Origin of the sequence: Rhodoplanes sp. Z2-YC6860 (assembly GCF_001579845.1) — a bacterium.
GTDB lineage: Bacteria > Pseudomonadota > Alphaproteobacteria > Rhizobiales > Xanthobacteraceae > Z2-YC6860.
The window spans coordinates 1,962,010-1,978,441 of record NZ_CP007440.1; the positions used below are offsets into that span (position 1 = coordinate 1,962,010).

At 58.3% G+C, this 16,432-nt stretch carries 24 protein-coding genes and 1 pseudogene; 14 read left to right on the plus strand and 11 right to left on the minus strand.

The annotated features are described in order from the left end of the window. Positions 1–226: 226 nt before the first annotated feature. Positions 227–880, minus strand: coding sequence for a pyridoxamine 5'-phosphate oxidase family protein (locus tag RHPLAN_RS09200; protein WP_068016313.1), 654 nt, complete (start codon positions 878–880; stop codon positions 227–229). Between the two features lie 100 nt (positions 881–980). On the opposite strand from RHPLAN_RS09200, the gene RHPLAN_RS09205 reads away from it, so the two are divergent. Together RHPLAN_RS09205 and RHPLAN_RS09210 are read left to right on the plus strand one after the other, a co-directional pair. Then, positions 981–1,895, plus strand: coding sequence for a LysR family transcriptional regulator (locus RHPLAN_RS09205; RefSeq protein ID WP_068016316.1), 915 nt, complete (start codon positions 981–983; stop codon positions 1,893–1,895). A gap of 252 nt (positions 1,896–2,147) precedes the next feature. After that, positions 2,148–2,339, plus strand: a complete 192-nt coding sequence (locus tag RHPLAN_RS09210; protein WP_198164791.1) for a hypothetical protein — start codon at positions 2,148–2,150, stop codon at positions 2,337–2,339. 123 nt (positions 2,340–2,462) lie between these two features. Here the strand turns inward: RHPLAN_RS09210 and RHPLAN_RS39140 are convergent, their stop codons facing one another. Continuing rightward, the gene (locus tag RHPLAN_RS39140) at positions 2,463–2,726 is read right to left on the minus strand and encodes a hypothetical protein (RefSeq protein ID WP_157100154.1); all 264 of its coding nucleotides are present in this window, start codon (positions 2,724–2,726) and stop codon (positions 2,463–2,465) included. 100 nt (positions 2,727–2,826) lie between these two features. On the opposite strand from RHPLAN_RS39140, the gene RHPLAN_RS39145 reads away from it, so the two are divergent. Then, positions 2,827–3,000: a hypothetical protein gene (locus tag RHPLAN_RS39145; protein WP_157100155.1), complete on the plus strand. Its 174-nt coding sequence runs from the start codon at positions 2,827–2,829 to the stop codon at positions 2,998–3,000. Positions 3,001–3,128: 128 nt separating this feature from the next. On the opposite strand, the gene RHPLAN_RS39150 is transcribed toward RHPLAN_RS39145, so the two are convergent. Further along, a complete protein-coding gene (locus RHPLAN_RS39150; protein ID WP_157100156.1) occupies positions 3,129–3,353 on the minus strand; it encodes a hypothetical protein in 225 nt (74 codons plus the stop codon). 385 nt (positions 3,354–3,738) lie between these two features. Here RHPLAN_RS39150 and RHPLAN_RS09215 point away from each other — a divergent pair, with 385 nt between their 5' ends. From RHPLAN_RS09215 to RHPLAN_RS09230, 4 genes are all read left to right on the plus strand, one after another. Next, positions 3,739–4,302, plus strand: a complete 564-nt coding sequence (locus tag RHPLAN_RS09215) for a sigma-70 family RNA polymerase sigma factor (protein WP_068016323.1) — start codon at positions 3,739–3,741, stop codon at positions 4,300–4,302. Next, the gene (locus tag RHPLAN_RS09220) at positions 4,299–5,003 is read left to right on the plus strand and encodes an anti-sigma factor (protein WP_068016325.1); all 705 of its coding nucleotides are present in this window, start codon (positions 4,299–4,301) and stop codon (positions 5,001–5,003) included. The genes RHPLAN_RS09215 and RHPLAN_RS09220 overlap by 4 nt, the downstream gene beginning before the upstream one ends. A gap of 82 nt (positions 5,004–5,085) precedes the next feature. Next, positions 5,086–5,658, plus strand: a complete 573-nt coding sequence (locus RHPLAN_RS09225) for a fasciclin domain-containing protein (protein WP_442971815.1) — start codon at positions 5,086–5,088, stop codon at positions 5,656–5,658. 76 nt (positions 5,659–5,734) lie between these two features. Then, a complete protein-coding gene (locus tag RHPLAN_RS09230) occupies positions 5,735–6,040 on the plus strand; it encodes a hypothetical protein (protein ID WP_157100157.1) in 306 nt (101 codons plus the stop codon). 18 nt (positions 6,041–6,058) lie between these two features. On the opposite strand, the gene RHPLAN_RS09235 is transcribed toward RHPLAN_RS09230, so the two are convergent. The 3 genes and pseudogenes from RHPLAN_RS09235 to RHPLAN_RS09245 form a co-directional block, all read right to left on the minus strand. Continuing rightward, positions 6,059–6,382: a hypothetical protein gene (locus tag RHPLAN_RS09235; RefSeq protein ID WP_068016331.1), complete on the minus strand. Its 324-nt coding sequence runs from the start codon at positions 6,380–6,382 to the stop codon at positions 6,059–6,061. A gap of 270 nt (positions 6,383–6,652) precedes the next feature. Then, positions 6,653–6,860: pseudogene (locus RHPLAN_RS40465) on the minus strand (transposase); the annotation flags it as partial. A gap of 427 nt (positions 6,861–7,287) precedes the next feature. Continuing rightward, the gene (locus RHPLAN_RS09245; RefSeq protein ID WP_068016337.1) at positions 7,288–8,049 is read right to left on the minus strand and encodes a molybdate ABC transporter substrate-binding protein; all 762 of its coding nucleotides are present in this window, start codon (positions 8,047–8,049) and stop codon (positions 7,288–7,290) included. A gap of 253 nt (positions 8,050–8,302) precedes the next feature. Here RHPLAN_RS09245 and RHPLAN_RS09250 point away from each other — a divergent pair, with 253 nt between their 5' ends. Continuing rightward, entirely contained in the window at positions 8,303–8,809 is a 507-nt protein-coding gene (locus tag RHPLAN_RS09250) for a hypothetical protein (protein WP_068016341.1), read from the plus strand. 97 nt (positions 8,810–8,906) lie between these two features. On the opposite strand, the gene RHPLAN_RS09255 is transcribed toward RHPLAN_RS09250, so the two are convergent. Beyond that, positions 8,907–9,221, minus strand: a complete 315-nt coding sequence (locus RHPLAN_RS09255) for a hypothetical protein (protein WP_157100158.1) — start codon at positions 9,219–9,221, stop codon at positions 8,907–8,909. 793 nt (positions 9,222–10,014) lie between these two features. Here RHPLAN_RS09255 and RHPLAN_RS09260 point away from each other — a divergent pair. Next, positions 10,015–10,215: a hypothetical protein gene (locus RHPLAN_RS09260; protein WP_157100159.1), complete on the plus strand. Its 201-nt coding sequence runs from the start codon at positions 10,015–10,017 to the stop codon at positions 10,213–10,215. Positions 10,216–10,247: 32 nt separating this feature from the next. Here RHPLAN_RS09260 and RHPLAN_RS09265 read toward each other — a convergent pair whose 3' ends face one another. Continuing rightward, positions 10,248–10,448 carry a hypothetical protein gene (locus tag RHPLAN_RS09265; RefSeq protein ID WP_068016350.1) on the minus strand — a complete coding sequence of 67 codons (201 nt, stop codon included), beginning with the start codon at positions 10,446–10,448 and terminating at the stop codon, positions 10,248–10,250. 436 nt (positions 10,449–10,884) lie between these two features. Between RHPLAN_RS09265 and RHPLAN_RS09270 the strand changes: the two genes are divergently transcribed. After that, complete coding sequence (locus RHPLAN_RS09270) at positions 10,885–11,076, plus strand: hypothetical protein (RefSeq protein WP_068016353.1); 192 nt, start codon at positions 10,885–10,887, stop codon at positions 11,074–11,076. A 334-nt stretch (positions 11,077–11,410) separates the two neighbouring features. Here the strand turns inward: RHPLAN_RS09270 and RHPLAN_RS09275 are convergent, their stop codons facing one another. Both RHPLAN_RS09275 and ligD read right to left on the minus strand, forming a co-directional pair. Then, positions 11,411–11,710, minus strand: coding sequence for a hypothetical protein (locus tag RHPLAN_RS09275; RefSeq protein ID WP_068016356.1), 300 nt, complete (start codon positions 11,708–11,710; stop codon positions 11,411–11,413). 13 nt (positions 11,711–11,723) lie between these two features. After that, positions 11,724–12,584 carry a non-homologous end-joining DNA ligase gene (gene ligD / locus RHPLAN_RS09280; RefSeq protein WP_084244594.1) on the minus strand — a complete coding sequence of 287 codons (861 nt, stop codon included), beginning with the start codon at positions 12,582–12,584 and terminating at the stop codon, positions 11,724–11,726. 417 nt (positions 12,585–13,001) lie between these two features. Between ligD and RHPLAN_RS39155 the strand changes: the two genes are divergently transcribed. Beyond that, a complete protein-coding gene (locus RHPLAN_RS39155) occupies positions 13,002–13,169 on the plus strand; it encodes a hypothetical protein (protein ID WP_157100160.1) in 168 nt (55 codons plus the stop codon). A gap of 24 nt (positions 13,170–13,193) precedes the next feature. On the opposite strand, the gene RHPLAN_RS39160 is transcribed toward RHPLAN_RS39155, so the two are convergent. Further along, a complete protein-coding gene (locus RHPLAN_RS39160; RefSeq protein ID WP_157100161.1) occupies positions 13,194–13,469 on the minus strand; it encodes a hypothetical protein in 276 nt (91 codons plus the stop codon). 330 nt (positions 13,470–13,799) lie between these two features. Here RHPLAN_RS39160 and RHPLAN_RS39165 point away from each other — a divergent pair, with 330 nt between their 5' ends. From RHPLAN_RS39165 to RHPLAN_RS09295, 3 genes are all read left to right on the plus strand, one after another. Beyond that, positions 13,800–13,940: a hypothetical protein gene (locus RHPLAN_RS39165; RefSeq protein WP_157100162.1), complete on the plus strand. Its 141-nt coding sequence runs from the start codon at positions 13,800–13,802 to the stop codon at positions 13,938–13,940. Positions 13,941–14,482: 542 nt separating this feature from the next. After that, complete coding sequence (locus tag RHPLAN_RS09290) at positions 14,483–15,592, plus strand: sensor histidine kinase (RefSeq protein WP_237180090.1); 1,110 nt, start codon at positions 14,483–14,485, stop codon at positions 15,590–15,592. 379 nt (positions 15,593–15,971) lie between these two features. Further along, positions 15,972–16,391, plus strand: a complete 420-nt coding sequence (locus RHPLAN_RS09295) for a helix-turn-helix domain-containing protein (protein WP_068016368.1) — start codon at positions 15,972–15,974, stop codon at positions 16,389–16,391. The last annotated feature ends 41 nt before the right edge of the window (positions 16,392–16,432 follow it).

Sequence of the window (16,432 nt, forward strand, 5' to 3'; positions counted from 1 at the left end):
CGTCATCTCGCGCCCGCCGATCATTTTCAGCGTCGTTTGATGCACGCGCAAGCGTAATAGTGCGTTGCGAAACACCGCCCCAAGATTGGGGTTCCGTCATTGGGGTCCGCGCTGCCCGCGCTGACGCCAATTGGGACAGCAATACTGTCCTATAAAAATAACAATTGCAAATCCTTCGTACAGGGGCATGCCGAGAATTTCACGTTCCGGCCCGCCCGCCCACATATTATTGCGCGGGCCCCTTTTTGGCCGGCTGCCCGAGCCAGCTCCGAAGTTCCGCGTTTTCGGCCTCAAGCGCCGCGATCCGGTCGCGCAAGCCGGCCACGGCGCCCGCGACGTCCGCCTCCGAATAGCGCGCCGTGATGTGCTGCGAGCAGTTCACGTCCCAGGCCTCGACCGTGAACAGGATGGCGCGCTCGGGCCGCGCCCGGTAACCCGGATCGACCAGCTTTTCCATCAGCGCCGGGTCGTTCTCGACCACCCGCGCGCGGCCCCAGACCTTGACCCGCCGGCGGTTGGCGAAATCGAGCAGGAAGAGATAGGCGTGGTCGTTGCCTTCCAGGTTGCTGATCGTGATGTACTGCTTGTTGCCGGCGTAGTCGGCGAAGCCGAGCGTCTTGTCGTCCAGCACCTTGATGAAGCCCTTCGGCCCGCCGCGGTGCTGGATATAAGGAGCGCCCTCCGCCGAGACGGTCGCAAGGAACGCGGTGTCGAGTTCGGCGATGAAGCCCCTGAGATCCGGCGTCACGCGATCCGGAAAGCCGGAAGCGATCTTGCGGGCATAGCCCTGGGCCGAGCCGCGCGCGGCCATCGCGCGCTGGGCGGCGGGGGTGAAGACGATCTCGGTGTTGGCGCCTTGCGCGGTGGCGGTCTGGGACATGACAAAGTCCTCCCATTGGGTTCCGGAACGCAATGTGGATCGCTTCATCGAACGATAGAATAAGTTGCCTTGGCAATTTATTATTCCGTATTATGAAATAATGGATCGGGTCGACAACATCGTGGTGTTCGCCGAGGTCGCCGGGCAGCGCAGTTTCACGGCGGCCGCGCGGAAGCTCAACCGCTCGCCCGCCGCCGTGACCCGGGCCGTGGCCGAGCTCGAAGCCCGCCTCGGCGTCCGCCTGCTCAACCGCACCACCCGCGCCGTCAGCATGACCGAAGCCGGCCAGCGCTTTCTCGCCGGCGCCGAGCGCGTGCTCGCCGACCTCGATGAGATCGAGCGGGCCGCGGCCGGGCAGGGCGAGGCGCCGCGCGGCGAACTGCGGGTCACGGCGCCCATCGCGTTCGGCCGGCTTCATGTGCTGCCGCTGGTCACCGGCTTTCTCGAACGCTTTCCCGAGGTCGTGATCCGCTTCGCGCTGATCGACCGGCCCGTGGACCTGGTCGACGAAGGCTTCGATGTCGCGATCCGCATCGGCGAATTGCCCGACACCTCGGCGATTGCCACGCGTGTGGGAGTGGTGCGCCGTGTGGTGGTCGCAGCGCCCGCGTATCTCGACCGGCACGGGCGGCCGGATGTGCCCGACGATCTTGCGCGTCACGACATCATCGGCTTCGCCGGGATCGACAGCGTCGTGCGCTGGAATTTTACCGGCAATATCGAAACGCCGATCAAGCCTCGGCTGATGGTCAACACCGCGGAGGCGGCGATCGACGCTGCGACTGCAGGCTTCGGCATCACGCGTCTCTTGAGCTATCAGGCCAACGATGCGCTCGCTGATCGCACGCTGGTGCGGCTCCTGCGTGAGTATGAGCCGCCGGCGATTCCGATCCACCTGATCTATCCCGATGGCCGGCATCCGCCGCCGAAGCTTCGCGCCTTCGTCGACCATGTCGCGCCGCTGCTTCGGCAACGCTGCGAGCGGATCGCGCGCTCGCTCGGCGACGAGGCTTAGGTCATTCGCGGCAGCGAACGGACATGAAGCAGGAAGCCGTTCCGCACTGGAGAAAAAAGCCCGGGCGCAGCCGCGATGAAATTTGAATGACAATCGGGCGGTGTGAAAAAAGCAAAGGCCCCGCCGCGGCGGGGCCAACTGGTCGAGAGGTGCTTCACTTCGCCAGCGGAACGATTGTAACAATACTTGATGCGCCAACGCGCCTTGCTCTTGTCTACGATAACACCATACAACATCGCCTATGGAGGTTTCATGACAGAGCAATTCCGTTGTCCGTCCTGCCAGGCGCCGTACGCGGTTGTTCGCGTCGAAACCGATGAAAAAGAACAGCTCGGGCAGGTGAACTGCACGGAGTGCAGCTTTCCATTCTCCGCATACGAGAACGGAAGCATCCTCAAATATTTCAAGACCGCTTCCAGCAACGTACGGGCGCTTCGGAAATAAAAGCCCGCGCCCCGGTCACGCCTGCCATTTACCAAGACAACGGCCGAGCGGCCTCTGCGACTCGAAGAGGCGGCCTCAATCGACGGCCTCCCGTCCATTCGATCTCACAAAAATGATCCTGTCCTAGCGGCGCCGCGGATTCGCCGCGGGGTTGGCCGAACGTCCGGAGGCGTTCGTGCCGCCGCTCATGGCGCTGTTCGGATCGGATGTGTTGGCCCGGCCTGCTGCATCGAGACCGTTCGTGCGTCGGGTCCCTTGAGACCCCATCATCGGTGCGCTGTTTGGGTCGGTCGTGTTGGCGCGCCCCGGGCGGCCGCTGTTGCCGACGCTCTGCGCCATGGCTGCGGTCGTTGCGAGAGTCAGTGCGAGTGCAAGAATAGTTCTCATGGTTGCTCCTTTCGACAAGAGGGCAACGGGTTGCGGGAGGCAGCGTTCCTGAGGAACCCATTCCGATGTTGAAGGTTCTGCACGGGTCCGGAAGGCCGCCATGCATCCAGAAATTCCTCGCGTCCTTTGCCCCAGCTGTGGCGAGATCATGCGGCTCTCGCGCATCCATCCAGATGGAAACAACAAATCGGAAATGCTGTTCGTCTGTGATTGCGGCTTCAATTACCGGATGTCGACGCGCGCGCAACGCGAAGCCGAGGATGCCCAGTTTTGATTTTTTCTCTGATTTTTTTCTGGCCGCTCATCGGTGGCGCAGCGAGGCAGATGGGCAGCCAGGCAACTCGCTGAATCAGAAAAAGCCGCTGCGCTTTGTGCGAAAATCGCAGCGGCTCATCAACGGCGTTACATGCCGCGATGCATCATTTTTTTCTTCTTCATCATACGCATCTCTTTCTTGGTCATCTTTTTCTTCCCCATCATGCCGCCGCCGTGGGACATGCCGTTGTTCATTTGGCCATTCGTCATGCCCCCGTTCATCTGATTATCCGAATTCATGTTTTGAGCGTTGGCGGTTGTGGCCGCGAAGGTTGCGATGCTGGCTGCAGCGATGATTGTTAAAAGACGCATAGTGGAGCTCCACGGTTTGGTGACTTCGTGCGACACGCAATGTCGGTGAGGAGAGGGACAGTTTTTTCTCTCGGTGACTCAAGTGCAGCAGGAGCTTCTCGTTCCGTGCGGCCGGAGAGAACAAGTGGCTTAGGCCGATAAATGTATTTGCGCTGATCTGCATCCAGCGCGCGGTTGTTTACGTACACGGCCAGGCGCTATGTCCGCTGGTCGACAGAGATATTGGAGAACGCTACGCCGGTTGATAGCTCGAAATAATGAGAACAATTTCTACGGACGCGTGCATCCAAACGGTGTGGCCGGACGTATTAGTATGGGCGTCGCTTCACGCGCCTCGTTGTGCTGTCACATGACGGCAGGTCCCCGCCGGGGTAAATCGCGCTGAATGGATACGAAAACGGCCATCACGAGCGGGGCGCTGAATGCGACGCTGGAGCGTGTTGCCGAAGGCGATCGCACCGCTCTGCAGGCGTTATATCGACAAACGTCAGCGAAGCTTTTTGGCGTATGCCTCCGTATCTTGCGTGAACGGGCTGAGGCGCAGGACGTGTTGCAGGAGGTCTATGTCACGGTTTGGCGGCGGGCGTGTGGTTATGATCCGGCACGCGGCAGCGCGATCGCCTGGCTCGTGACCATCGCACGCAACAAAGCCATCGATCGTATCCGCGCAACTCCGTCGCGGGGCGAGACTTTGCCGATCGAATTCGCTGGCGAAGTCTGCGATCCCTCCGCCGATCCCTATCATGCGATGGAGACTGCGGAGCAAGGGCAACGCTTATCCAAATGTCTCGATGGGTTGGCGGCCCAGCACTCGGACGCGATCCGGGCGGCCTTTCTGGATGGCGAGACGTACGAGACGCTGGCGCATCGCGCCAGCGTTCCTCTTGGCACGATGAAAAGCTGGATTCGGCGTAGCTTGATCAAGCTGAAGGCCTGTCTGGAACGATGAGCGACGAACACTCCATAGACCCGGATGACGGTGTTACCGGGGCCGCGGAATATGTGTTGGGCGTGCTCAGCCTGCAGCAGCGTCGTGCTTTCGAGGCTCGCCTCATTCGAGAGCCGGCGCTGAGGTCCGAGGTCGAGTTCTGGGAACGAAAGCTGGCGCCGTTGGCCGACGAGGTCAGGCCAGTCGAACCACCGGCACAGGCTTGGCGCAACATTGAAGCGGTGGTCGATCAACGCACTACGCGGAAACCACGCGCGTTATGGGATAGCTTGCCGTTCTGGCGCTGGGCCGCTGTAGGCTCGGCCGCTGTTGCCGCCGCAAGCATTGCGTTGGTGGTCATCCGAACTCCTGTGCAACCATCCAGCCAGCGCCTGGTGGCAAGACTCGACGTGAGCGGCGGCCAACTCGGCTTTGTCGCGGCAGTCGATCCCGGTGGGACAGGGCTGACAATCGTTCCGGCCTCGACCGCAAACGTGACCCAGCGCGTGCTGGAGCTTTGGTTGGTCGCGCCCAACGATAAACCGCGATCGCTGGGTCTCATCGATGCCGGCCGTGCGATCCACATCAGACTCTCGCCCGATACCATTCGAAGCATCGGCGCCGATGCGACACTCGCTGTTTCCGTCGAGCCGCCGGGTGGCTCACCGACCGGACAACCGACAGGACCGGTAATCGCGAACGGGAAGCTCACAAACCTGTGATGCGTCGTCCCGCATCCCGGCGACAGCACTCTTCGTAGCTCCGAGGCGACCCAATCATGGGCGATGCCAGACGGAGGATTTCATGAGTTTTGTTCGTAACGCAATGTTGGCCACGGCAGCGTTTGCAGTCCTGGCTGCCGGTGGCTTGGCCACGCCGCTTGTTGCGCAGGAAAAGACTGTCATGGTCGGCGGCGCCGCCATGTATCCGAACAAGAACATCGTCGAGAACGCGGTGAACTCGAAGGATCACACGACGCTCGTCACAGCGGTGAAGGCGGCCGGCTTGGTCGGGACACTCGAGGGCGCCGGTCCGTTCACGGTGTTCGCGCCGACCAACGAAGCCTTCGCGGCATTGCCGAAGGGGACGGTCGAAAACCTTCTGAAGCCGGAGAACAAAGACAAGCTCGTGAAGATCCTGACCTATCACGTGGTCAAGGCCAACGCGATGTCCGACGCCATCGGCAAGATGATCAAGGATGACGGCGGCAAGCACACCATCACTACCGTTTCCGGCGGCAAGCTTATCGCCATGATGAAGGGCGACAAGCTCGAGTTGCAGGACGAGAACGGCGGCGTCGCCACTGTGACGATTGCCAACGTCAAGCAGTCGAACGGCGTGATTCACGTCATCGATCACGTTCTGCTGCCGAAGTAAGCCTCCACTTCGGTCACAGCGCCGGGGCCGTCTGGTGTACCGACAGACGGCCCCAGCAGCTACAGGAGGGCCCGCCTTGGCGCAGGTGATGGGAATCCCGATCGAGGGCAAAGGCGATGCCGTGCTTGTCATCACGGGCGAGGCAGGCACTGTGTTGATGGGGTTTGTCACCACCAAGACAATCGCGGCGCTTATCGGATATTCAGTGTCGCCATGCGATTGCGTCGCTTATGTCAGAAAGCACTTGCTCGAATTCGAAACGGCTCTGGCGATCAAGGCTCCGCCTCTCGCCCCATCACGCAGTGCGATGCACGTCGATTGTATCGAGATCGAATTGGGAGATTTGGCCTGCGCGGGCCTCTGCGCAGAACGACCGTGGTAGCGATTTCGGCGATTGGCACTAAGCGGAGATCGACAGCGAATGCCTTGCACGCCCACGGCAACTGTGGCTGTTGCTGCAAAATCTATGGATCGAGGACGCGCCAACGGGCCTGCTGGTCACCCACAACATGCTCGAGGCCGATTCCTGGCCGACCGCGTGGTTGTGCTGGGCGGCCGGCCCGCTCAGATCACCAAGACGTTTGAAATCGATCTGCCTCGTCCCCGCGAACCGGAGGATGCGCGAATCTTTGCGCTTCATCGGCAGATCATCAGCGCTCTGAGTTGATGATTGATGTTCCGCCGCCGCGCGGCGGCCGGCGATCGATCCAAACGGCGCGCGCATTTTTCGCTTTGCATTCTCGCAAATCACGAGTAGACGCGATTCTGCCTTGCTCGTTGAGGGCGTCATCTAGAGACGTCTATTTGGCGGAGCGAGGTGTGGCGCCTGCAGGCGTGGCTCGTGACCACGTCCCAGGGTGCGAGGTCATTGTCCGTCCCCGATGAGGGAAAAGCAGTGTGCCTAAAATTCTCGTTATTTCAGATGCTTAGAATTTTGGTGTCCCTATAATGTCCCAAACAAAATCACGAGCCTGTCCGCCCATCAGGTAGATTTTTCGTTCGCGGCAACTAGCGCGTCCATGATGCGGGCAGCCCGTCGCCAGCGGACGAACCGGTTGTGGCAGGTGGCGTCATATTCTTGGGGAGATCGCGCCATAGTGCTCCGGGTCGTCAGACAGAAGATGCCATTGAGGACACGCCGGTCGTCCGCCCATGGAACATCCGCGCGACTTATTCGACAGCATCAGTCTGATGACTACCATTCCTTGATTTCGAATTTCGTCACGGCAACTGTGACTGCGGCTATTGTGCTCGTGATCGAGCTTCTCGCCATTGCCTACATTCATCGGCGTTATATGGACACGCCGCCGATCTCTGCCGCGGCAAACGTTATGCTTGGTGGCGGGCTCGTGCTGGCAACGGGTATGCTTCGCTCCGCGCCTGCCTTCTTGTACGCCTTCATCGACAAGCTGCGTGTATCTTCGATGCCATTGGCTCGGCGACACACCTCGTATCGCCGGCACTCAGTCTGCTCGCTCTGGTCTGCCTGAGCAGTGTGCGGCGAGCATAGACATCCCCACACTCCAATGTCTGCTTGTGGCACATCTCGTCGTCTGGCGGGATGTCGGCTTTTGGGGCGAAACGGACATGGGTAGCCGCGAGAAATCGCGTGACTGACCCAAAGCGGACTTAGGGCATCATGCCCTTGGCCTTGATGATGGCAGCCGCCTCCGGTGTCTTGAGATAGGTGATCAACGCCTGCGCACCTGCCTTCTCTTTGGTGTCCTTCGAAAGCGCCGCCGTGAACACGATGACTTGCTGCAAGTCGCCGGGGAATGGCCCGACAACGTCGAGACCCGGCGCAGTGAGCACGTTGAGAAGGAACACGCCAAGCTCGGCATCGCCTTTGGCAACCGCTTCGACCACGTTGGCAGGTGTGGGCTGCACCCTGGTCTTAGCCTTCATCGCATCGCCGATGCCGAGACGTTCGAACGCCCGCAAAACCTGCGCACCGGCCGCGCTAGCGGGGATGGTGGCGATTGATTGTGCCTTCAGCAACGTCTGCTTCAGCGCGTCCGGCGTGCTAATGTCGGGCTTGGAAGCCCCCGAACGGACCGCGACCCCTAACCCCACGCCAGCAATGTCGGTTGTTGGTCCGGCTACGAACTGACCTTGAGCGGCAGCGTCCTTGAAAACTTCACGAGGGACCACGCCAAGGTCAAAGGGGCCGCCAGTCGTGGCCAACTTGATCAATTCAGGGGTAGTACCGAAGCGAATAATGAGCTTGTGACCCGAGGCTTGCTCGAACTTCGGTTTAAGCTCGTCCCAAATCGTCTTCATTGCGCCGCCGGCCAAAACTCTGAGTTCGGCAGCTTGCACATTGGTGAGACACAATAGGACGAGCGCCAAGCCCAATGTCGATGCGAGTACCCTGCGCCAAAGGTTCTTCATGATATTCCCTTATTGCCGCTTTCTATGGTTCATCGCGATCCACGGAGAACTGGCCCAGAGTTGACTATTTTTCGTGCTGTAACAAGACCGAGCCGGTGCCTGGTCGCTTCGACCTGATGTCGGCGGGTGGCACTAATCGTCGTCTTGCGGCAGTACGGTATTCCGGTCGCTTTTGAGGGCGAAGCGGACATGACAGGTTTATAATTACACACCTAGCTGGCGACCTGCACGTAACGAAGTTACTTGCCACCCCATGAACCCTGGCGACGACGAAGACGAACTAGACGAGACCGCTGACCGATGCGACGCCATGGACCGCGCGCTCGCTGTTCACGAAGCGGGCCACACGGTCGTCGCGCGGGCGCTAGGAGCGGACGTCCTGTTCGTCGAGATTGACCTCGCGACGGGAAACGGCAAGTCACGGTCCAGTCAGTTCGATGGCAGCCCGATCAAGAACCTTGCCGTCTGCGTCGCGGGCTGCAGGGCCGAGCACTTATTGGATGCACACTCATCGAGAAGAACGAAGGTCGACGACCGCCGTCTGATGCGCGAGATATTGTTGCGCTTCCCCGACGCCGAGCGCCGACTGGCACGAGCTGAAGGCTACCGGCTAGCCGATGCGACGTTGCGGGCGAACGCGGTCTATGTGCGCAAGGTTGCTGACGGGCTGCTCGCGCGACGGTGGATCAGCGACAGCGCGACCGTACGCATAGATGGCGTGGAACTAGCCGCGCTGCTCGCTTTTGTGCATTCGATCTGATCGGGTCAAACTCAAATCGGCAAAATGCGCATCGATAGCTCCTGCCGAAATTCACGTCAGGAAGCGCCTCATCGAATATGGGGACTGTCCGTTGGCGTCACATCCCCTGCAATCGATCCATTGCAGCGTTATTGTTGATCTTGCTAGGAGCGGGTTGCCCAGAGCCAGTCTTGTTCTTGCCTGACACGATTATGATGCCGCGTTGCGACGCAGCGTCGGGCTTCTTCTTGCCTCCAACGATGATGATGCCCTTTTGCGAAGGACCAACCGGTTGGGCTGGTTTCGCGGGGGTCAATGGGGTTGCGACGCGCGGGGTCGTCGTCTGGATGGGCCGTTGTTCCATGGCATACGCAGAACCTGCAAAATAGAGGGTCAGCATTCCCACAAGTGCGAAAATGTTACGAGACGGCATTGTTGCCTCCAAAGGTCTAGAAATTACTCATTATAGGGTAGCCGCACGATAGCTGCGCCCTTCCGCTCACATGCCTACAACCGGTCCATGGCGCGCTGAAGGTTGTTAATGTTAGACGGAATTCAGCCCGCTGTCTTTGCTTTCGAGTGGCCAGCTTTAGGCTTGAAGTCACAAGCGCGGCTAGTTTGAGATTGAACGCCTTCGGATGGTGCAGCCAAACGAGACACCTGAAGCTCGGGCGTCTCAACCACGCTTATGAGTTCGCGCTCGCTGCTCGCTCGCGCCTTGGGTTCTCTTGATAATGCTCACGGGAGCGCCGTCGAACTCTCTCCGCTCTGCATTGGAAACACGTCATCGCGCGATTGATGTTCTTGACCTCGCGACGTCGAGCCGCTGGCAAAACTGACAACGCAAAAGGATCGTCTCACCGGGTTGAGCCATCTCGCTAGTGGACGATCAAGGCCGCTTGAGCTCAAGCAGATTGTCGGCGTTGTCCACGTTGATCCGTCTGCCCCTATCCCCGCGATGGATCGGTCGTGTGTATTATGACACTGCCAGCCTTCGTATCACTCTAGAATTTTTTCTTAGCACGCGGAACGGAAAGCCCGTTTATTGATTAGTCCGACGCGAGCGAAGTTTAGCCTCCCCCGCGACCTCGCTCGAATAAAGACCCTGTCTCCCCGGACAGGGTCTTTTCTGTTACGTGCACCCATCTGCGGGACTAGCTTCGGCGCATTTATAGTCGGAACACCCCACCGCGTTGTGCATTGCAGTACCAACCATGGAGGTCGAAATGTTCGTGAACCCAATGATGCTGCCGTTTCTGATTTACCAGCGTTGGCTAGAGATGGTGTTCATGCCCTTCCTCGATAGCGTCGAAAACAATTCGGCTACCGCAATGGAAGAAGCGAAGGGCGTGCAGTCCAAAATCATCAACGACACCAATAACGTTGCGACTATTGTGCAACCGTTTGATGCAGCGAAGGCGACTTAGCTCGCGACAACGGAGCCGTACGAGTGGCAACACTAGATGATCTGCTCAGGGTCTCTGAGCGGCACGTCGAACAAGGTCGCCAGCGCGTCGAGCGTCAAAAGAAGGTCATAGAAAATCTGAAGGGCGCGGGCCGGGATACAAAGACTGCCAAAGAAGTGCTCGCGATGTTCGAGCGCTCGCAAACCAAATTTGAAGCGGACCATGAGCGGCTTGTCTTGATGCTCGGCGCGCACGCTCCGTAAATGGTAACTTCCAAGCCGTAACAGCCTCGACCTGCAAATCCGATAGCCAGGAACTCGCACCGAACAACGCCGTTCGCTGATTGCGAGCCGGGTGACAACCGGACACAACGGGGACTGATGGACGCAGTTATTTTTCCGGTTTCTTGCTGCGACACCAACGCATCGGTACGCGTGGACATCTAACCTGTTCTCGGCTCGCACTTCCATCGAGGCAATGGCTCAAACTTCAATGTCAGCCGGAACCAAGCGTCGAATAGCGACTTTTTAGTTCGGTATGGAAAATCCAACTTGTCCGAACTGCGGGCGTCCGATGATGCTCATTCGCGGCCCCCTCGATCACGAAGCTCAGCACACCTTTCAGTGCCAAAGTTGCAAGATTGTCTATATGACGCCTGACCATAAGCCGGTGCACAACGAGCTCAAATAAATGACCGACATCACGAGCCAAATTTCTGGAGAAATCTCTCGCGTGAAAGGCGAGATCGGGGATCAGAAGAGGCTTATCAAGAAGAACGTCGGCAAAAAATTGATGGTCGAGACGGCAGAGGCCGAGATGAAGGCGCTGCACACCAGGTTGTCAGTGTTGGAAGCGAACCTCGCTAAGCATCAAGCGTCTTAGCCGTGGCGCGGGTCAATCGCGCGCAAAAAAACGGACGCCAACAGAATGGGCTATGTCGGCGTCCGAAAGTCGATGTGCACAAGTCTAGGAAAGAAATGCACACAACCTAATTGTACGAGCACGCTCGTTGTCTGTATGTCAGGCCAGCCCCGACAACTGGCAGCCTGCTAGACTGCAAACTCCAATCCCATCTCTTCAACCTTCGCGACTACCTCTTGCTCATCGCGACAGAGATAATCCGCCAACTCCAATGGCGTCATGAGCGGCGCGAAGTCGCGGATGTCCTGAAGGTCCATTTCCGCCCACGGCTTTCCGCTGTTGATATTAGTTGCCACTAAGCGTGCTCTAAATAGTAGTTCACAAAATCCCGCAGGCCCGGCGACAGCTCTTCGCCTGAGCGGTCTATCTCGTGAGCGATTTCTGCCGTGACATCGCGTGACCAGCCTTCGGCGGTGTTGAAAGCGACGATCCGCACCGGGTTGTTGTATTCGCCTTTTTTTAAATTACGAATGACGGTCTGACGGTCGCTCGCGTCCTCATCGGCCTCGCGATAAGCCCGTCCGAGTGGCCCGAAGTCGTCGAGCACGAGATACACATCGACGGCAAAGCCGGGGACGATAGAAGGGCTACGCATTACAAAACTCCGCTTATGCCAAGCCTTTGAAGCTCGCATGTCTCAACAGGCCATCATCGGTGATGTCCCGATAGGCGACCTTCGCGACGAACTTCGGTTCAACCCAAGTCGTGTTTCGTTTGCGCGCGATTTTGATGGGTGCCGTATCGACCGAGATGCGATCTAGCTTCTGTTGCAGAGACAGCGAGACCTTGTCTGAAAATCCGGTCCCCACCTTTCCGGCGTATTTCATATCTTTGGTCGCAAGGCGAAGCGCTCCAACGCCTCTACCTCTGCTCGCGGGCACGTAGCCGACGACGAAAAACTGATCGGTCTGAACACACTTCAGCTTCAGCCAGCTATCGTTTCTCTCCGACCGGTATGATGCGTCGGGTCGTTTTGCGATCAGCCCTTCAAGGCCCATCTCGCAGGCTCGTTCGAACAGCTTCTTGGCGACGCCAGTTTCGTGTTCGGAGAAGATGATGCCGGGAGCTTGCGCATTCTTGAGGACCATCTCTAACGCCAGCTTGCGCTCCAGCAAAGGAAGCGGTCGCAGGTCTTGCTGGCCCAGCCGAAGAATATCGAAGGCGTAGAACGTTAAGCGGTCCTGACGGCCCGATTTCAAGTCGGCTTGGAGCTGGGAGAAATTCGTGCGGCCGCTCGGTTCGACCGAGACAACTTCGCCATCGATGATGATGTCAGGCGGGAGCCGGCCGAGCCCGTCTTTGATGAAGGCGAACCTGTTGAGCCAATCGAGCCCTGAGCGGGTGTAGAACTTGGATTTGCCTTTGCTGCGGCTGACCTGCATCCGGTAGCCGTCAAACTTGATCTCGTAGACCCAATTGCCGGAGGGAAACCCGTCAAAGAGTGTCGCCAGTTGGGGCTTTACGAACACGCGCTACTCCGCTCGTTTGCATGTAACGGGCTTCCCACCAGCTCGCCTGCGCCTCTAAAAGTGCGCGTTCTTCCTCATCGGGGCACCGAGCAGCTTCTTCCCGCATCGCCTCAGCGGCGGCTCTGTATTCTTCGCGAAGCTCGATATTTGCTGGCATATCGCGATCTCCTGCCACCCAACCAGAGCTTACGAATACTGTTCCAGCGCAGGGACGCCTCGATAGTCAGGGAGCGATCCGATCCCCTCGTTCGCTAGATGTTCCGTTTCTTGTTATGTTCTCATGCGGCAGCGGGTACTGGCCTGTTTCGACCCCTAGTGGCCTATTTTGAAAATGGCAGTGGCCCGTTTTCATTTTGATCTAGATCAATACGGGAGCATGATGATTGTCGGGTGGCATAACGGGGAGCGTGGATCGTCATGGAGCGCTTCATCCGCCGAGAGAACGTCGCGCACTATCGCGACATGCTGACCCGAGCCAAAACCGATGCTGAGCGCCAACAGCTTCAGAAGCTTTTGGACGAGGAATTGAAGAAGCAAGTCGAAGCGCACGATTTCGACAAGCCGGGCGGCAAGCCGGTCAAGTGAGGCCGCCTCAGTTGGCGGCCTCTTTCATTCCTCAGAACTGACCGAACTCAGGCGGGCGATCAGACGCAACTTCGGGTACTGGCCTGTTTCGACCCCTAATGGCCTATTTTGAATTACGCAGTGGCCTGTTTTGATTTTGCGCAACGCGGGCAACTGCGAATGAGTTTCAAATGCGCCATGCCCGCGATTACCTACCAATGCCCCATCACCCGGCAGCACGTGTCCGGCTGGATAGCCGACAGCCCCGCGTCCGATGAGCGGTTGGAGGCAGTTGAGTGCATCGCCTGCCGGCGCGTGCATGTCATTGATCCAAAGACCCGCAAGGTGTTCGGGCACGATGCGGAGTAGGCCGCCTCAGTTGGCGGACTCTTTTATTTCAACATTGTTCATTCGTCGTCTGAGTCGGCCGACTGCTGTCAGGGTAAGCCTGTCTCGTTTGCAACTTAATAGGATCGGTCATCGCAGAGTTGTCGAGTGTCCGGGAATGGCGTCTGAGCCCCGGCATAGAGCGGGGAGGCCCCGGGTAACACCGGGGCCTTCTTCTGTAAAACTCTAAGTACTTCTACGAATGCAATTCTATTATACTGCCGCGTAACGTTGATTGACTTATACGCGTGCGTGTGGGGGCACATGACACTCGGCTATATTGCCGCCTTGTTGTTGTTCGCGAGCTTCGGTCTCGTGCTGGCGACGTTCCTGTTTGCGATCTGGGTCCGATCCCGTTGCGTCGACAAGAGCGATGACTATCCGTGTGAGTGGTACGGAATGTAGAGCAAGGGCCGGGTACTGGCCTGTTTCGACCCCTAGTGGCCGGTTTTGAAATAAGTTGTGGCCTACTTTGAACTTTATGTCGTTTTACGCATTGTCTGGCATCACTGGCACATCAATGCTGTGACTGAGAGACGCTACAGCGCTCCCCGATACAAAACCGGGGAACTCTCATGTCTTCACGCCTTCCACTTTGCATCAATTGCTCACGGCCAATGTCGGCCTCTTCCGACCAAGCGTTCTTCTGTCGCCCATGCGGCGTCTATGAGCTTTCGAGCCAGACGCAGCAGCAACAGCCGCAAGCTTCGAGCAACGCCTCAAAGTAAGGCCGCCTCAGTTGGCGGCCTCTTTCATTCGTCGTCTTCGTCATCGCTGTCCGGCCCGCCTAAACTGCTGTCCCTACCGACCACGCGATACCCCGGCGATGGGAGAGACGACCAGCACGTAAGCTGATCGAGCAAGGGCCGCCTCAGTTGGCGGCCACGTATCGCCCCGGGCCAATCCCTGCTTTAATGGTGAAAACAGAACATCGCAGGAAATGGCGAGTGGCAGTTGCATACGAACCTCCACCACAATTTCCATTTGAGGGTGGCGAGACCGCCGAAATAATCCGCTCGTTAGATTGGTCGCGCACCAGCCTGGGGCCGATCTCCAGTTGGCCCGCCCATCTCAAATCAGCGATTAGTCTAATGTTGCCCGCTCGGGCGCAGATCGTGATGTTTTGGGGCCCGGAATTTGTTGCTCTCTACAATGACGCTTACGCCCCAACGATTGGCGTAAAGCATCCCAAGGCGCTCGGACGGCCCGCGCGAGAATACTGGGCGGAACTGTGGGACGATCTTCATCCGCTGCTGCTGCGGGTTCTCAACACTGGCGAAACGGTGTTCGCTGAAGATCGGCCGTTCTATATCGAACGACACGGCTACCCTGAAAACGTCTTCTTCGACATCTCCTATTCGCCTGTTCGGAACGAAGCGGGCAAAGTTGATGGCGTGCTCTGCATCGTCAGCGAAACGACCGAACGAGTGGTTGCGGAAGAACGTCAGCGCCTGCTTCTTCAAGAGACCAATCATCGACTGAAGAACATTTTCGCAATGATAGATGCACTCATCGGTTTCAGCGCTCGCTCAGCGCCCACGCCGAAGGAATTTGCGCAGATACTGCGCGGCCGTCTGGCTGCTCTTCTTCGTGCCAAGGAGTTAGCTCGGCCAGGCATCGCTGGCGATGCTGCTAGCGCAAGGAAGCACACGACGGTGGATGCGCTAGTGCAAGCTATTTTGCAGCCTTATGTCGATGATGCGTTTCCTGAGCGTATCCGCACCATCGGCCCGGCGTTGCCGGTCGGGGAGACCGCCGGTACAGGTCTTGCGCTGGCGTTGCACGAGACGGCGACGAACGCGGTCAAGTATGGCGCGCTAGCGCAATTGACCGGATTGGTGCGCGTCACTTGGAACAGGCGAGATGATGACTTCCAATTGGAATGGGCAGAAGTCGGGAGTTCGGCGGTCGTTGCTCCCCCAACAAGTCGCGGGTTCGGCACCATCCTGACAGAGAACATCGTGACCAAGCAGCTTGGCGGAAAGTTGGAATACAACTGGCAGCCGGACGGCCTGAAGCTGACAATCACTGCTCCAATGGCTCGTTTAGCGGTTTAGAAGTTCGCAGGCGTGCTTAATCACGAATTGGTCCGCGCTCTGCCTTAGCATCAGTAGAAATACTGAAGCGGGCAAAAACTTTCGCGACTACGCTTCACGTCATGACAAGCGACCCATTCGTCTGCCCCAAATGCGCCGACCGGGCCGAGTACACTGGCCGAATTGGGCTTCCTGCGAGCGTGATCTACACGTGCGTGGCGTGCGGGCACGAGAATTGGATTTCGTATCGTCCCGACGCTCCCGTGATGCAGCAACAGCAGCAAAAAACGAAACCGCTCTCATAGTGTTGGATTGAGCCCCGAGCGAAATTGTGCGACGAGAAAACAAACGACACCGCAATTCGCCAGCGCGAAATTCCACAACGCGCGATTGAATAGCAATGCCGAAATACAAACGAACTAAGCATGCGCTCGCCATCGACCATCACGTTGGCGCGCGAATTCACATGCAGCGCGTCGCACTGAATATGTCGCAGTCGGCTCTAGCCGAACAACTCGGACTGACTTTTCAGCAGATACAAAAATACGAAAAGGGAGCGAACCGCGTTGGAGCCGGTCGCCTTCAAGAGATCGCAAACATTTTTGAGGTGCCTGTATCGTTTTTCTTCGAGGGCGCGCCGCAAAGCCCGCAGGCGAAACTAAAGTTGCCTGCCAACGATGCCGCATCGGTCAACATGATCGATACGTTCCTGGCGTCGGCAGACGGTCAACAATTGGTGGAAGCGTTCGTGGCGATCAAAAGTGTCAAGCTCCGGCGCAGTGTCGTTCAACTGGCCGAGCAGATTGCGAAAGGCACCTAGCTTCGGAAGCCGGAGAGCCCAGCACCCTCCGGGGAGCCGAG

Coding starts and splice junctions, on each gene's coding strand:
- RHPLAN_RS09205 (WP_068016316.1), top strand. CDS start 981: ATGGATCGGGTCGACAACATCGTGGTGTTCGCCGAGGTCGCCGGGCAG.
- RHPLAN_RS09295 (WP_068016368.1), top strand. CDS start 15,972: ATGCCGAAATACAAACGAACTAAGCATGCGCTCGCCATCGACCATCAC.
- RHPLAN_RS39145 (WP_157100155.1), top strand. CDS start 2,827: ATGCATCCAGAAATTCCTCGCGTCCTTTGCCCCAGCTGTGGCGAGATC.
- RHPLAN_RS09245 (WP_068016337.1), bottom strand. CDS start 8,049: ATGAAGAACCTTTGGCGCAGGGTACTCGCATCGACATTGGGCTTGGCG.
- RHPLAN_RS09270 (WP_068016353.1), top strand. CDS start 10,885: ATGACCGACATCACGAGCCAAATTTCTGGAGAAATCTCTCGCGTGAAA.
- RHPLAN_RS39165 (WP_157100162.1), top strand. CDS start 13,800: ATGACACTCGGCTATATTGCCGCCTTGTTGTTGTTCGCGAGCTTCGGT.
- RHPLAN_RS09255 (WP_157100158.1), bottom strand. CDS start 9,221: ATGCCGTCTCGTAACATTTTCGCACTTGTGGGAATGCTGACCCTCTAT.
- RHPLAN_RS09275 (WP_068016356.1), bottom strand. CDS start 11,710: ATGCGTAGCCCTTCTATCGTCCCCGGCTTTGCCGTCGATGTGTATCTC.
- RHPLAN_RS09235 (WP_068016331.1), bottom strand. CDS start 6,382: ATGCGCGCGCCGTTTGGATCGATCGCCGGCCGCCGCGCGGCGGCGGAA.
- RHPLAN_RS09200 (WP_068016313.1), bottom strand. CDS start 880: ATGTCCCAGACCGCCACCGCGCAAGGCGCCAACACCGAGATCGTCTTC.
- RHPLAN_RS09225 (WP_442971815.1), top strand. CDS start 5,086: ATGAGTTTTGTTCGTAACGCAATGTTGGCCACGGCAGCGTTTGCAGTC.
- RHPLAN_RS09210 (WP_198164791.1), top strand. CDS start 2,148: ATGACAGAGCAATTCCGTTGTCCGTCCTGCCAGGCGCCGTACGCGGTT.
- RHPLAN_RS39160 (WP_157100161.1), bottom strand. CDS start 13,469: ATGCACGCGCCGGCAGGCGATGCACTCAACTGCCTCCAACCGCTCATC.
- RHPLAN_RS39155 (WP_157100160.1), top strand. CDS start 13,002: ATGGAGCGCTTCATCCGCCGAGAGAACGTCGCGCACTATCGCGACATG.
- RHPLAN_RS09220 (WP_068016325.1), top strand. CDS start 4,299: ATGAGCGACGAACACTCCATAGACCCGGATGACGGTGTTACCGGGGCC.
- RHPLAN_RS39150 (WP_157100156.1), bottom strand. CDS start 3,353: ATGCGTCTTTTAACAATCATCGCTGCAGCCAGCATCGCAACCTTCGCG.
- RHPLAN_RS09215 (WP_068016323.1), top strand. CDS start 3,739: ATGGATACGAAAACGGCCATCACGAGCGGGGCGCTGAATGCGACGCTG.
- RHPLAN_RS09260 (WP_157100159.1), top strand. CDS start 10,015: ATGTTCGTGAACCCAATGATGCTGCCGTTTCTGATTTACCAGCGTTGG.
- RHPLAN_RS39140 (WP_157100154.1), bottom strand. CDS start 2,726: ATGAGAACTATTCTTGCACTCGCACTGACTCTCGCAACGACCGCAGCC.
- RHPLAN_RS09250 (WP_068016341.1), top strand. CDS start 8,303: ATGAACCCTGGCGACGACGAAGACGAACTAGACGAGACCGCTGACCGA.